Raw genomic sequence first — 13,495 nt, 5'->3', positions numbered from 1 at the left:
TCTTTATCAAACTCACTATGGCAGGAGGGACGGGGCGGCTCCGCTCCGTATGGATGGACGTGAAGCGATACTTCCGTGGGCCGGTCATGTGGATCGTGCTGGCCGTCCTTGCCGTGGTCGTGTTGATGCAGGTCGTCGGCTCGTCCGGCGGCTACAAGACAGTGGACACCGGCCAGGTCGTCCAGGCGATCAATGACAACAAGGTCGAGTCGGCCAAGATCACCACTGGCGACGAGCAGGTCATCAAGGTCTCGCTGAAGGACGGCGAGAAGGTCGATGGCAGCTCGAAGATCCAGTCGAGCTACATCGGCGACCAGGGCGTGGCCTTGGCCAACACCCTGCAGGACAAGTACCAGAACAAGCAGATTCCGGACGGCTACACCGTTTCGCCGTCCAAGCAGAACCCGTTCCTGGGCATCCTGCTGTCGCTGCTTCCCTTCGTCCTCATCGTCGTCGTCTTCCTGTTCCTGATGAACCAGATGCAGGGCGGCGGCTCCCGGGTCATGAACTTCGGGAAGTCCAAGGCGAAGCTCATCACCAAGGACACCCCGAAGACGACGTTCTCGGACGTCGCGGGTTCGGACGAGGCGGTGGAGGAGCTCCAGGAGATCAAGGAGTTCCTGCAGGAGCCGGCGAAGTTCCAGGCCGTCGGGGCGAAGATCCCCAAGGGTGTGCTCCTGTACGGGCCTCCCGGTACCGGTAAGACGCTGCTCGCACGCGCCGTCGCGGGCGAGGCCGGCGTTCCCTTCTACTCGATCTCGGGTTCCGACTTCGTCGAGATGTTCGTCGGTGTCGGCGCCTCCCGGGTCCGTGACCTCTTCGAGCAGGCCAAGGCGAACGCCCCGGCGATCGTCTTCGTCGACGAGATCGACGCGGTCGGCCGCCACCGCGGCGCCGGCCTCGGCGGTGGTCACGACGAGCGCGAGCAGACGCTGAACCAGCTGCTCGTCGAGATGGACGGCTTCGACGTGAAGGGTGGCGTGATCCTCATCGCCGCCACGAACCGGCCCGACATCCTCGACCCGGCCCTTCTGCGCCCCGGCCGCTTCGACCGCCAGATCGCGGTCGACCGCCCGGACATGCAGGGCCGTCTGGAGATCCTCAAGGTTCACCAGAAGGGCAAGCCGGTCGCTCCGGACGTCGACCTGTCCGCCGTCGCCCGCCGCACGCCCGGCTTCACGGGTGCCGACCTGGCCAACGTGCTGAACGAGGCCGCGCTCCTGACGGCCCGCAGCAACCAGAAGCTGGTCGACAACAACATGCTGGACGAGGCGATCGACCGCGTGGTCGCGGGCCCGCAGAAGCGGACCCGGATCATGTCGGACAAGGAGAAGAAGATCACCGCGTACCACGAGGGCGGCCACGCCCTGGTCGCGGCGGCGTCTCCGAACTCCGACCCGGTCCACAAGATCACGATCCTGTCGCGTGGACGGGCCCTCGGTTACACGATGGTCCTGCCGGACGAGGACAAGTACTCCACGACGCGCAACGAGATGCTGGACCAGCTGGCTTACATGCTGGGCGGCCGCGCGGCCGAGGAGCTCGTCTTCCACGACCCGACCACCGGTGCCGCGAACGACATCGAGAAGGCCACCGCAACGGCCCGCGCGATGGTCACGCAGTACGGCATGACCGAGCGTCTCGGCGCGATCAAGTTCGGCGGCGACAACACCGAGCCGTTCCTCGGCCGGGAGATGTCGCACCCGCGCGACTACTCGGAAGAGGTCGCCGCGCTCGTCGACGAAGAGGTCAAGAAGCTCATCGAGAACGCGCACAACGAGGCCTGGGAGATCCTGGTCGAGAACCGCGATGTTCTGGACGCGCTGGTGCTCCAGCTGCTGGAGAAGGAGACGCTGAGCAAGGAGCAGATCGCCGAGGTCTTCGCTCCCATCGTGAAGCGCCCGGCCCGCCCCGCGTGGACCGGCTCCTCCCGCCGCACCCCGTCCACCCGCCCGCCGGTGCTCTCTCCCAAGGAGCTGTCACTGACGAACGGGGCGAACGGCGCGACGCCGTCCATCGTCAAGACGGAATCCGTCCCGGCGAAGGAAGCGGCTCCCGAGGACCGCACCGAGAGCTGACCCGCTCAGCTCCCCGGCGGCCTCAGCAGGCCCGGAATGACTGCCGCGTCCCCCAGGTTTTAGCCTGGGGGACGCGGCATTTCGGTATGCCCGCACGTCGGCGCGTCGAACCGCACGCGCCGAGAGGCACAGGAACGAGGACCACATGACCGACCCCGTGACGCTGGACGGCGAGGGCTCGATCGGCGAGTTCGACGAGAAGCGCGCCGAGAACGCCGTACGAGAGCTCCTCATCGCGGTCGGCGAGGACCCGGAGCGCGAGGGCCTGCGGGAGACGCCGGGGCGGGTGGCCAGGGCGTACAGGGAGATATTCGCCGGGCTGTGGCAGCGGCCCGAGGACGTGCTGACGACCACTTTCGACCTCGGGCACGACGAGATGGTGCTCGTGAAGGACATCGAGGTCCTCAGCAGCTGTGAGCATCATCTGGTCCCGTTCGTCGGGGTGGCCCACGTGGGGTACATCCCGTCCTCGGACGGCAAGATCACGGGGCTCTCGAAGCTGGCCCGGCTCGTGGACGTCTACGCCCGGCGTCCGCAGGTTCAGGAACGGCTCACCACGCAGATCGCCGACTCCCTGATGGAGATCCTGGAGCCGCGCGGCGTGATCGTCGTCGTGGAGTGCGAGCACATGTGCATGTCGATGCGCGGTGTCCGCAAGCCGGGCGCCAAGACCATCACCTCGGCGGTGCGCGGCCAGATGCGGGATCCGGCCACCCGCAACGAGGCGATGAGCCTGATCATGGCGCGCTGAGCCCGCTCCCCGCACATCGGGCGTGCTTCCGATGCGTGGACGCCCTCCGGGCGGGCCGGGGCCCGGTCACCTGCCTCGGGAGCCGGTCGCCGTGCGGTGCAGGCGCCGGACGGGCGTCACGCGACCGGGGCCGCGCCGCCGTGTTCGTCGTCGTCCTCCGGGAGCTTGCAGACGCGCTCCAGGAAGAAGGCGGCCGCTATGACGGCGATGCCGGCCAGGACCGAGAAGCCGGCGTAGATGGCCTGGTCGCGCAGGGCCGGGACGTCCAGGGACTCGAGCAGGAACGCGCCCGCGCCGCCGTACATGCCCGCCACCAGGGCGGCGACCAGGGCGCTCGCCTGGCCGAAGACGACCGCGCGGGCCGCCATCAGCGGGTCGACGCCCTTGGCGCCGGGACGGCGCTCGCGCTGGGCCTTGAGGCGGGCGCGCAGCGAGAGCGCCGTGGACAGCAGCACGACGGCGATCAGGGCCAGCACGATGGGGGCGGCCAGGGGGACGCGGGGAAGCGTCCCCACCGCGTTCCACAGCCGGGCGCCCGCCCAGGACAGCACGCCCGCCACGACGAACACGGCGGCCAGCGTCCTGATCCGCAGCTCTTTCACTTTGCCCCTTCGGTCACCCGCCCCCGGACGGTCGTCCGGCCTCTGGTCGTCTTGACCTTAACGACTACTCGGGCAGGTGGAGTTCCAGGTCGGCGCGGGGCGTGACATCGTCCTGGCCGACGCCGGCGAGGAGCTGTGCCACCGGGCCGCGGCCGGGCAGTTGGGCCTCGGGCTCCACGTCCTGCCAGGGGGCGAGGACGAAGGCCCGCTCGTGGGCGTGCGGGTGAGGGAGCGTCAGTACCGGGTCGTCCGAGACGACATCGGCGTACGCCACGATGTCCACGTCGATGGTGCGGGCGCCCCAGCGTTCGTCGCGTACCCGGTCGAATGCCTCCTCGACCGCGTGCGCCCGCTCCAGGAGCGAGGAGGGGGGGAGGGTGGTCTTGAGGACCACGACCGCGTTGAGGTACGACGGCTGGCTGCCCGGCTCGACGCCCCACGGCTCCGTCTCGTAGACGGGCGAGACCGCTTTGATGCGGACGCCGGGGGTGTCCTCCAGGGCGTCGACGGCGCCTTGGAGGGTCTCCAGCCGGTTGCCCAGGTTCGAGCCGAGCGAGAGGACCGCCCTCTTGGGGTTCTGCAGTGTCGTGTCGGCCGCGTCCACGCGCTCCACCACGGAGGCGGGCACCGGCTGGACCGTCGGGTCGCTCTGGCCTTCGGTGTAGGACGCAGTCATACTCGGCTCCGGGTGATGGTGACGGTCACGTCGTCGAAGGGGACCGGGATCGGCGCGTCCGGTTTGTGAACGCAGACTTCGACCTCGCTTACCCCGTCGTGCTTCAGGCAGGCCTGGGCGATGCGCTCGGCGAGCGTCTCGATGAGATCGACGGGCTCGCCCTCGACGATGGCCACGACCTCCTCCGCCACGATGCCGTAGTGGACGGTCTTCGTCAGGTCGTCGTCGGCCGCGGCCGATCGGGTGTCCAGGCCCAGCGACAGGTCCACGATGAAGGGCTGTCCCTCTTCGCGTTCCTTCTGGAAGACACCGTGGTGTCCGCGAGCCTTGAGGCCGCGCAGCGCGACACGATCCACGCGAATCACTCCTGCAATCGTCGGTAGGGTCCGTCGTGCACCGCGTGCGGTCGGCACACCGGCCTTCGGACGAATCTACCTGCGGGCACTGACAGTGTCGGTCCGTGGGGGCGCGCGCCCACATGATGGTCACGAGGCTTCATCGGGTGTTTCCCCTGGGGAACGCGGCGGCTCACGGGTCGGTAGCGGCCCATACCCGGCGGTTCGTGATTCCAACCACTTCTTGGTTCCCCCGGGCGTCCGGCCCACTCAACCGGGTGTCTCCTCGTCCTCCTCCTCGCCGGATTCGGCGAGGACGGGGGAGGCGTGGTGCGACCAGAGCTTCCAGCCGTCGTCCGTGCGCCGGAACACGTTCGTGGCGACCACCAGCTGGCCGACCAGCGGGCCGAGCTCGTCGCTGTCGTCGGGCGCGGGGCCGCCGCTGAGGATGTTCTCGGTGCAGGTGACCAGCGCGGTGTCGCCGGTCACGGAGACGTGCACATCCGTGAGGAAGAACTGGATGTACTCGGTGTTGGCCATGATCAGCGCGTACGAGCGCAGGACCTCGCCGCGGCCGTTGAGGACCGGCCAGCCGGGGTGGACGCAGGAGACGTCCGCGCCCTCGCTCCCGACGCCGTCGTCGACGGTGTCCAGAGGGGCCAGCCAGAGGGACGACAGCGTCTCGAAGTCGCCCCTTTCCAGCGCCTCGTAGAAGGCGGTGTTGGCGAGTTCGACCTGCTCGACATCGGTGCGCGGTGCGCTCACTGGGCTCCCTCGACGGCCCGGGCGACGCGTACGGCGTCGGCGGTGGCCCGTACCTCGTGGACACGGACCGCCCACGCGCCCTGGTGGGCGGCGAGCGCGGAGACGGCGGCGGTGGCGGCGTCCCGTTCGCGGGCGGGTGGCGGGGCGCCCTCCGGGCCCGCCAGGACGTGGCCGAGGAAGCGTTTGCGCGACGCGGCGACCAGGAGCGGGCGGCCGAGGCCGCTCAGCCGGTCGAGGTGGGCGAGGAGTGCCAGGTCGTGCTCGGAGTCCTTGGAGAAGCCGAGGCCCGGGTCGACGACGATCCGGTCGGGGCTGACGCCGCCGGCCAGAACGGCCTCCACGCGTGCGTGCAGCTCGTCGACGACTTCGGAGACGACGTCCGCGTAGGTCCCGCGCACGTTGCCGCCCTCCAGGAAGCCGCGCCAGTGCATGACCACGAAGGGGGCTCCGGCCGCGGCGACGGCGGAGATCATCGCGGGGTCGGCGAGACCGCCGCTGACGTCGTTGACCAGGGCGGCTCCCGCGGCGAGCGCCTGCTCGGCGACGCTGGCGCGCATGGTGTCCACGGAGACGGTGACGCCTTCGGAGGCCAGGCCCCGGACGACCGGGATCACCCGCTTGAGCTCTTCCGCCTCGTCGACGCGGGAGGCGCCGGGGCGGGTGGACTCACCGCCCACGTCCACCAGGTCGGCGCCCTCGGTGACCAGGTGGAGGCCGTGTTTGACGGCGGCCGTCGTGTCGAACCAGCGTCCGCCGTCCGAGAAGGAATCGGGCGTGACGTTGACGACTCCCATGACCGCGCAGCGGTCCCAGGTCGGCAGTCCCGCGACGTGGCCGCGCCGGCGCTCAGTGCTCATACGTCCAGCCTAGGCCTCCGGCGAGGGCCGGATTCCTCCGCGGGTCGTCCGTGACCGGGGCCTTCGGGGGGCCTTCGGGCCTCCTCGCGGCCGGTTCCGCCCCTTCCGCAGACCCCTGCACCGTATGGGGACCCCGTGGTCCCGCCGAGGGCCCCACACGGTGCAGGAGCCCTCGCGCGGCACCGTCCGTGCGGCTAGGCCGCTCCGACCCTGTGTTCCGTCACCCCGTGCGCGCAGGGGCGCGGGGTCCGGACGCGGCGGCGGAGCAGCGCGGGAAGTGCCAGGTTCACGAAGCCCTCGGCCTGCATGGCGGCGAAGCCGATGCGCGGGAGGTCGCGGGAGGAGCCGTAGACGACGAAGCGGGGCTCCCAGCGCGGGCGGAACTTGGCGTTGAACTTGTACAGGGACTCGATCTGGAACCAGCGGGACAGGAAGACGAGCAGTCCCCGCCAGGCGCGCAGCACGGGCCCCGCGCCGATCTTCTCGCCGCGCGCCAGTGCCGAGCGGAACATCGCGAAGTTGAGCGAGATCCGCTGGATGCCGAGGCGGGGGGACGCCTCCAGGGCGGCCACGATGAGGAGTTCGTTCATGCCGGGGTCGGCCGCGCGGTCGCGCCGCATGAGGTCCAGGGAGACCCCGTCGGTGCCCCACGGGACGAAGTGGAGAACGGCCTTCAGGTCACCGTACGGGCCGGGTACGTCGTCGGCCTTGTGCGCGGTGGCGATGAGGCAGTCGTTGTCGGAGGGGTCGCCGATGCGGCCGAGCGCCATGGAGAAGCCGCGTTCGGTGTCCGTGCCGCGCCACGCCTCCGAGGCGCGGCGTATCCGGTCCAGTTCGCCCTCGCTCAGGTCACGGATGCGCCGCACCCGGGTCTCGTAGCCAGCCCGTTCGATGCGTTTCACCATCTGGCGCACGTTGCGCATCGCGCGCCCGGCCAACGAGAAATCCGCGACGTCCACCACCGCCTCGTCGCCCAGTTCGAGGGCGTCGAGGCCGGTCTCCCGGGTCCACACCTCGCCGCCCGTCTCCGAGCAGCCCATCACGGCGGGGGTCCAGGAGTGGGCCTTGGCCTCGTCCATGAAGCGTTCGATGGCGCCGGGCCAGGCCTCGACGTCACCGATGGGGTCGCCGCTGGCCAGCATCACGCCGGAGACGACGCGGTAGGTGACGGCCGCCTTGCCGCTGGGCGAGAACACGACGGCCTTGTCACGACGGAGCGCGAAGTGACCGAGCGAGTCGCGGCCGCCGTGCTTGTCGAGGAGGGTCCGCAGCCGGCTCTCGTCGTCCTCCGTCAGGCGGGCGGCGGGGTGTTCGGGGCGGAAGGCCAGATAGATCGTCGTGACGGCGGTCAGCCAGCCGAGCGCGCCGAGCGAGAAGGCGACCGTCCAGGAGGTGGGGCCGGCGTAGTCGACGGGACCCTCGAAGCCGAACAGGCCGTACAGCACATGGGCGAGACGGTCGGCCAGGCTCGGGTCGCCGACCATCCGGTCCTCGTGGACGCTGACGATGATCAGCCCGAGGACGAGGGAGCCGGCGCCCATGAGGACGAAGTTCGCGAGTGCCCGCCAGCGGCTGCGCGGATCGGGCAGGGCGGCGAACTCGCCGCGGTGGCGCAGCAGCGGTGCGAGCAGCGCGAGGGAGATGACGACGCCGATGAGCGAGTGGCGGTACGCGAACTGGGCGACGGCGCCGGCCGGCAGCAGCACCACGGCGGCGCGCCACGCCCGGCGCTTGCGGCGGCGCAGTCCATGAGCGAGGAGCAGGAGGAGCACGCCCGCGCTGAGCGACAGCGCCGCGGCGAAGGGGCCGAACGAACCAGGCAGCACCTCGGCCAGGGCGTGCATACGACTGCGCCGGAAGCGCGGGAAGACGCCGGCGGCGATGTCCAGGACCCCTACGAGTGTGCAGGCCCTGGCGACGAGGGCGGGGACGGCCTCAGGGCGGGGACCACGGACTATGCGTCGCGTCCCACCTGTTCGGTCTGGAACCCCACCCGACATTTCCCCATCTATCCTGACAGACATCGCATCCCGTAGTTCTGCGAGAGACCTTGATTCCGGTGCCATTCCGGCATCCGGCGACATTGCGCCCTCTAGGACGGTGTCTAGGGGGGTCAGGTTCACTCCCCATCGGAAAGCCGTTTCAAAAGGCAAGGAAAGTCCGGGGCAAGCTCCTGCGAAGGAGCAGGGCGGCCCGGGACGGGAAGCGCAGGCGGGAACAGTCCATGGGTCTCACAAGCAACAAGGTGCTGGTGTTGGCGATCTTGTTCGCCGTGCTGCTGTTCGCCGGCACGGTGTGGTGGTGGCCACGGCTGGCGCGGCGCAACTGGCGGGCTGTCGGCGGACGGATCGGCATGCTTCTGGTCACCCAGGTGGCGGTCTTCGTCTCGATCGGCCTGTTCGCCAACCAGGCGTTCGGGTTCTACGCGAGCTGGGCCGACCTGCTCGGCCGGGAGAGCGGCCAGGGTGTGGTGGTCGACCATGCGGGCCGCGGGGCCGGCGGCCCTCTCCAGGTGGTGGACACCCGGCAGGTGAATGTGTCGGGCGGGGCCCAGCCGCAGGTCGGCGGTCAGATCCAGAAGGTCGACATCGTCGGCCGTACGACGCACATCGCCACACCGGCGTACATCTATCTGCCCCCCGAGTACTTCCAGTCGCGCTATCGCACCCGCACCTTCCCGGCGACCACGGTCCTCACCGGTTACCCGGGCACCGCGGAGGCGCTCATCAAGGGGCTGCACTATCCGCAGACGGCCCACGAGTTGGCCAAGGACGGCAGGATGCAGCCGATGATCCTGGTCATGATGCGGCCCACCGTCGCGCCGCCGCGGGACACCGAATGCGTGGACATCCCGGGCGGACCGCAGACGGAGTCCTTCTTCGCCAAGGACCTTCCCGAAGTCGTGGCGGCGCACTACAGGGTGGGCAGGAAGCCCGGGAGCTGGGGCATCATCGGCGACTCCACGGGCGGCTACTGCGCGCTGAAGCTGGCCGTGCACCACCCCGAGACGTACGCCGCCGGGGCCGGCCTGTCGCCCTACTACAGGGCGCCGATCGATCCGACGACGGGCGACCTCTTCCACGGGGACCGACTGCTGCGCAACTCGGCCGACCTGCGCTGGTACCTGCGGCACAACCCCGCGCCCCGCACGTCGCTGCTGGTCACCAGCAGCAAGGAGGGCGAGCACAACTACCGGGACACGCTGAGGTTCATCGACCAGGTGAAGAACACCGGGCGTACCGGGATCGCGTCGATCATCCTCGACAGCGGGGGTCACAATTTCAACACGTGGCGAAGGGAGATCCCGGGGGCGCTGCAGTGGATGAGCGGGATGCTGAGCGACCGCTGACGGCGCCGCCTGAGATCGCCGGAGGCCCTTCCGGGGGAGCGCGATCGGCCGGGCGGAGAAGATCCGGAGAATTCCCGCTGACTGTTTCGCGGCGCGTTCTCCGGCCGTTCCGCGGGCTATTCGGCGAGAAACACGACCTCAAAGCGCTTTCGGAAAGGCGAGCGGTCCGGTGAAGGATCCGACGAAGGAACCGGATGAAGGATCCGGACGAAGAGGCTGATCACCAACCAGTGGCGGTCGCGGGGCCGTGCGGGGCATGCCGTGGCCCTTTAGGGGCAAGGGGTCGCCCCTGGGGCTGCCGGGGCGCCGCGAAGGTTTCGGGGTGGCCGTGTTTTTACCGGGCGGGGCTCCAAGATTCGCCTACGCGCGGTAAGTTTCTGGCCATGCCACGTGGACGTCACCGCCATTCCCCGCCTCTGCACCGGCTGCTGCCTCCCTCGGCGATCGCGGGCGTCTCGCTCGTCTGTGCCGTGGGTCCCTGGCTGTTCACGGAGCCAGGTGTGCTCCGCATGCTGGCGGCGGGCGCCGCGGTGACCGCTGTCGCCGGGGCCGTCGTCATGCGCAGCTGGGACACGGCGGCGGGCAAGCGGGTCGCGGACCTCACGCGCGCGCGTGCGAGCGACGAGTGGCGTCACGAGGAGCGCGTCGCCGAACTGGAGACCGACCTCGACGAGTCGCGCGAGCTGCGCACCAAGCTCGAACTCAACCTGCGGGCCAAGCGCGTGGAGCTGGCGGGCCTGCGCAACGAGCACGCGGCGCTGCTGCGGCGGTACGCCACGGCGGAGACCGAGCGGGCGAGCGCGCTGGAGGGCCGGCGGCTGCTCGAGATAGAGACCACGGCTCCCGCGCGCGAGCTGCCCGCCGCGAGGGAGCCGGCGCAGTCCGTGGACGCCGCGGAGCCCGAGACCGCCGAAGCGGTCGATTCGACGGAGACGCCCGAGGACGTGGCCGGAACGGGCGAGGAGACGAACGCCGACGCGGGTGAGGGCACGGACGCGGAAGCGACGGCTGAGACGGCTGAGACGGCGGACAAGGGCGTCGGCGAGAAGGAGGCCGGCGCGGAGTCGGAAGCCGGGGCGTCGGACGTGCCCGAGGCCGCCGAGGCCTTCTCCCCGGCCGGATCGTCGCTCTTCCTGCGGGCCGACGCGGCGCTCAGCCGGATCGCGGGCGGTGCCGCGGAGGCGGACGTCCCCGACGGGGACGGCGACACCGGCAGCACCGACACCGGCACCGCCTCGGACAGCGCCCCCGCCACCGACGGTGAGGGCACCGCCGACGGCGACGCACACGGCGACGCGCACGGCGACGCACACGGCGATGCGGACACCGCCACCGAACCGGCCGCGGACTCCGATCCCGAGCCCGACCCCGATCCCGAGGCCGAGTCCGTGCCGGAGGACGACGACCCCGGGGCCTTCGCGGGTGCCGAGCCCGGCGACTCACCGGCGCAGGGGTCCGCGCACGACGCCCCCGCGGCTCCCGCGAGCGCTCTGAGCCTCTTGGACGAGCAGCGCGCGCGGGCCGACGCCACCGACGTCGCCCCGTCCGCGCCCGGAGCCGAGGACGAGACGGACGGGACACGGCCGGCGACGACGCCGGAGGCGGCCGACGAGCACGAGCGCACGGACACCGTTCCCGCGCCCACGCAGGCCCCCGCGCCCACGCCGACCCCGGCGCCCGCTCCCACCCCCGCTCACGCGAAGGCGTCCTCGGCGGCCGATGAGGTGGCCCACCCCGCGCAGCCGGTGAAGCCCGCCAAGCCGGTGCGTCCCTCCGGGCACTTCACCGTGCCGACCGCGGTGGCCGTCGTACCGACCACGCCCGCCCGGCGCCCGTCCGTCGAGGGCGGGTTCGACTTCTTCGGTACGCAGCAGGGGGCGTCCTCCGACGCGATGGAGTCCGTGCAGAACGAGGACCTGGCCGACGTGGTCGGCCAGGAGGCGCTCGCCCTGCACAAGGCCGAGGCCGAGGCCGGCTTCAAGCCCGCCGACGAGGAGTCCCGCGGGGTCGGCCAGGTCATCGACCTGACGGCGCACGACGAGACCGAGCACATCGACGTGGGCGTGCTGCGGAGCGCGGTTTCCTGACCGCGCCTCCCCCGGCCCGAGGCGTCAGGGGTTCACGTACATGAGGGCAGTGGCACCGAGCCACTGCCCTCTCGCCGTCAGACCCTCCCGCGGGCCCTCCCCGCCAAGCCTCCGCACCAGGCACTCCCGGTCATGCCATCCACCGGTCCGGCCGGGCCTCCCGCCGCCCCGTCCGTGACCGGTCCGCCTGCGCCTGAAGAAGCTCCGCGGCCTCCGGGGCGCTGCGCAGCCGAGCCGTCACCGTCTTGCCGGCCCCGGTGTCCACATGGACGTCGGCGAGGCCGTGGAGGCGTTTCCAGGGTCCCTGCGTCAGCCGGACGCTCTGGACCTTCGCATGGGGCACGAGGGAGAGGGTGCGGCGCAGCAGGCCGTGGCGCGCGGCGAACACGGTGTCGGTGACGGCGAGTCCGTACCCCCGCCACCAGAACGGCACGCACCACCCGGCCCGGCGCGGCGGCCGGGACAGGGCGGACGGCACCGTCACCCCCGGCAGCACGCCCGCGACCACCGCCTCGGCGACCTCGCGCGGGGCGACCGGCACGAGGACGGAGTTGGACGACCCCGCCACGTCCAGCTCGACCCGTACCCATCCGCGCCGCCGCCACAGCAGCGGCTCGGTGATCCGTACGGTCTGCACGCGCCCAGGCGGCACCGTCTCGTGCGTACGGTCGAGGAGGCCGTGGTCGATGCGGAGCCCGTCGGGGGAGTCGCCCACCGTCCAGTCGTACTCGCCGACGAACCGGCCCACACTGCGTGCGCCTGCCGCGCCGAGCAGCGGCACCCCGGTCGCGAGGACCGACCACACGCTGTGGGTGGCGAACCAGAGCACGGGCGGTACGACGAGCGCGGCGGCCAGGGAGCCCCAGGTGGCGCCGGTGAGGACCAGCGAGACGGCCAGGACGCCCCCCGGGACGTGCAGCAGCCGTCGTACCGGCGCCTCGCCGACCTCGTGCGCCGTCTCGGGGGCGAAACCGGCCGCGCGGGCGAGGAGTTCGGCGCGCAGGGCGCGGGCGTCGTCCTCGCCGAGGAAGGCGAGCTCGTCCTTCTTGTGCGTCCCGACGACATCGAGTTTGAGTTTGGTGACGCCCGCCACCCGGGCCAGCAGCGGCTGGGTGACGTCGACGGCCTGGAGCCGGTCGAGCCGGATGTGGGCGGTGCGCCGGAACAACAGGCCGGTGCGTATGCGCAGTTCCGTCTCGGTCACCGCGAAGTGCGTGAACCACCAGCTGAGGAACCCGTAGAGGGCGGCCGCCGGGACGATCACGGCGAGGCCGATGAGCAGCGCCGTCGTCGTCAGCCGGGTCAGCTGTTCCTGTGCCTGATCGGGGTCGTGCACGGCCCAGCCGGCTATCACGGCGACGGGCGCCCAGGCCCGCCGGAACGGCGTCACGGGATGCAGGCGCCGCTCGACCAGCGGCTTCGCCTCCCGGGCGGCGTCCTGCGGGTCGGGCGCCGGCGTCGTCACAGCCCCGCCGATCGGGCCTCGCCCAGCTCGGTCAGCCGGTCGCGCAGCCGCTCGGCCTCGGCCGGGTCCAGGCCCGGGATGCGCGCGTCCGTCGCCGCGGCCGCCGTGTGCAGCTGCACGCTCGCCAGCCCGAAGTGCCGCTCGACGGGGCCGGAGGTCACCTCGACCAGCTGCATCCGGCCGTACGGCACCACGGTCTCCTCGCGGAACAGCACCCCCCGGCTGATCAGCAGGTCGTCCGCGCGCTCGGCGTACCGCCAGGAGCGCCAGTTGCGCCCCAGCATCCGCCAGCCCCATCCCAGCAGAGCGAGCGGCAGCAGGGCGAAGGCGGCCCAGACCGGCCCCGCGAGCAGTCCCGGCAGCAGGGCGACGGCGAGGGTCAGCAGTCCCAGCCACACCACCAGCAACAGTCGGCGCATCCGCAGCAGCCCCGGCGGCAGCCCGGTCCAGACGGGCTCCGAGGCGGTGCCGACGGGGGCTTCCGTGCTCCGCTTTTCCATGCCGCAAGGGTACGTACGCCAGACTGTGTC

The 13,495-nt window shown here is 71.4% G+C and carries 12 protein-coding genes; 4 read left to right on the top strand and 8 right to left on the bottom strand.

Annotated elements, in window-relative coordinates; all coding sequences use genetic code 11:
- Nucleotides 1-53 precede the first annotated feature (53 nt).
- Both ftsH and folE read left to right on the top strand, forming a co-directional pair.
- Entirely contained in the window at nt 54-2,078 is a 2,025-nt protein-coding gene (gene ftsH, locus OG199_RS19745) for an ATP-dependent zinc metalloprotease FtsH (RefSeq protein ID WP_356805990.1), read from the top strand.
- 145 nt (nt 2,079-2,223) lie between these two features.
- The gene (gene folE / locus OG199_RS19740; RefSeq protein WP_168529315.1) at nt 2,224-2,829 is read left to right on the top strand and encodes a GTP cyclohydrolase I FolE; all 606 of its coding nucleotides are present in this window, start codon (nt 2,224-2,226) and stop codon (nt 2,827-2,829) included.
- Between the two features lie 116 nt (nt 2,830-2,945).
- Here the strand turns inward: folE and OG199_RS19735 are convergent, their stop codons facing one another.
- The 6 genes from OG199_RS19735 to OG199_RS19710 all read right to left on the bottom strand — a co-directional run bounded on the left by OG199_RS19735 (nt 2,946) and on the right by OG199_RS19710 (nt 8,064).
- The gene (locus tag OG199_RS19735; RefSeq protein ID WP_405830534.1) at nt 2,946-3,431 is read right to left on the bottom strand and encodes a DUF3180 domain-containing protein; all 486 of its coding nucleotides are present in this window, start codon (nt 3,429-3,431) and stop codon (nt 2,946-2,948) included.
- Nucleotides 3,432-3,495: 64 nt separating this feature from the next.
- Nucleotides 3,496-4,107: a 2-amino-4-hydroxy-6-hydroxymethyldihydropteridine diphosphokinase gene (gene folK / locus OG199_RS19730; protein WP_356805994.1), complete on the bottom strand. Its 612-nt coding sequence runs from the start codon at nt 4,105-4,107 to the stop codon at nt 3,496-3,498.
- Nucleotides 4,104-4,463, bottom strand: a complete 360-nt coding sequence (gene folB / locus OG199_RS19725; RefSeq protein ID WP_266700636.1) for a dihydroneopterin aldolase — start codon at nt 4,461-4,463, stop codon at nt 4,104-4,106. Before folB ends, folK begins: the two co-directional genes overlap by 4 nt.
- 249 nt (nt 4,464-4,712) lie before the next feature.
- Complete coding sequence (locus OG199_RS19720) at nt 4,713-5,207, bottom strand: nuclear transport factor 2 family protein (RefSeq protein ID WP_356805996.1); 495 nt, start codon at nt 5,205-5,207, stop codon at nt 4,713-4,715.
- A complete protein-coding gene (gene folP / locus OG199_RS19715; RefSeq protein WP_356805998.1) occupies nt 5,204-6,064 on the bottom strand; it encodes a dihydropteroate synthase in 861 nt (286 codons plus the stop codon). Before folP ends, OG199_RS19720 begins: the two co-directional genes overlap by 4 nt.
- 194 nt (nt 6,065-6,258) lie before the next feature.
- Nucleotides 6,259-8,064, bottom strand: coding sequence for a phosphatidylglycerol lysyltransferase domain-containing protein (locus tag OG199_RS19710; protein WP_405830530.1), 1,806 nt, complete (start codon nt 8,062-8,064; stop codon nt 6,259-6,261).
- Between the two features lie 224 nt (nt 8,065-8,288).
- Here OG199_RS19710 and OG199_RS19705 point away from each other — a divergent pair, with 224 nt between their 5' ends.
- Nucleotides 8,289-9,413 carry an alpha/beta hydrolase gene (locus OG199_RS19705; RefSeq protein ID WP_401803884.1) on the top strand — a complete coding sequence of 375 codons (1,125 nt, stop codon included), beginning with the start codon at nt 8,289-8,291 and terminating at the stop codon, nt 9,411-9,413.
- Between the two features lie 383 nt (nt 9,414-9,796).
- Nucleotides 9,797-11,500, top strand: a complete 1,704-nt coding sequence (locus tag OG199_RS19700; RefSeq protein ID WP_405830528.1) for a hypothetical protein — start codon at nt 9,797-9,799, stop codon at nt 11,498-11,500.
- A 130-nt stretch (nt 11,501-11,630) separates the two neighbouring features.
- Here the strand turns inward: OG199_RS19700 and OG199_RS19695 are convergent, their stop codons facing one another.
- Both OG199_RS19695 and OG199_RS19690 read right to left on the bottom strand, forming a co-directional pair.
- On the bottom strand, nt 11,631-12,965 hold the full coding sequence (locus tag OG199_RS19695; protein ID WP_405830526.1) for a PH domain-containing protein: 1,335 nt from the start codon (nt 12,963-12,965) through the stop codon (nt 11,631-11,633).
- Complete coding sequence (locus tag OG199_RS19690; protein WP_401803875.1) at nt 12,962-13,465, bottom strand: PH domain-containing protein; 504 nt, start codon at nt 13,463-13,465, stop codon at nt 12,962-12,964. The genes OG199_RS19695 and OG199_RS19690 overlap by 4 nt, the downstream gene beginning before the upstream one ends.
- Between the last annotated feature and the right edge of the window lie 30 nt (nt 13,466-13,495).

The sequence above is a fragment of the Streptomyces sp. NBC_01176 genome, assembly GCF_045039825.1.
Classification (GTDB): Bacteria; Actinomycetota; Actinomycetes; order Streptomycetales; family Streptomycetaceae; genus Streptomyces.
The sequence above is the reverse complement of the archived record's forward strand: the minus strand, read 5'-3'. Positions and strand labels throughout refer to the sequence as shown.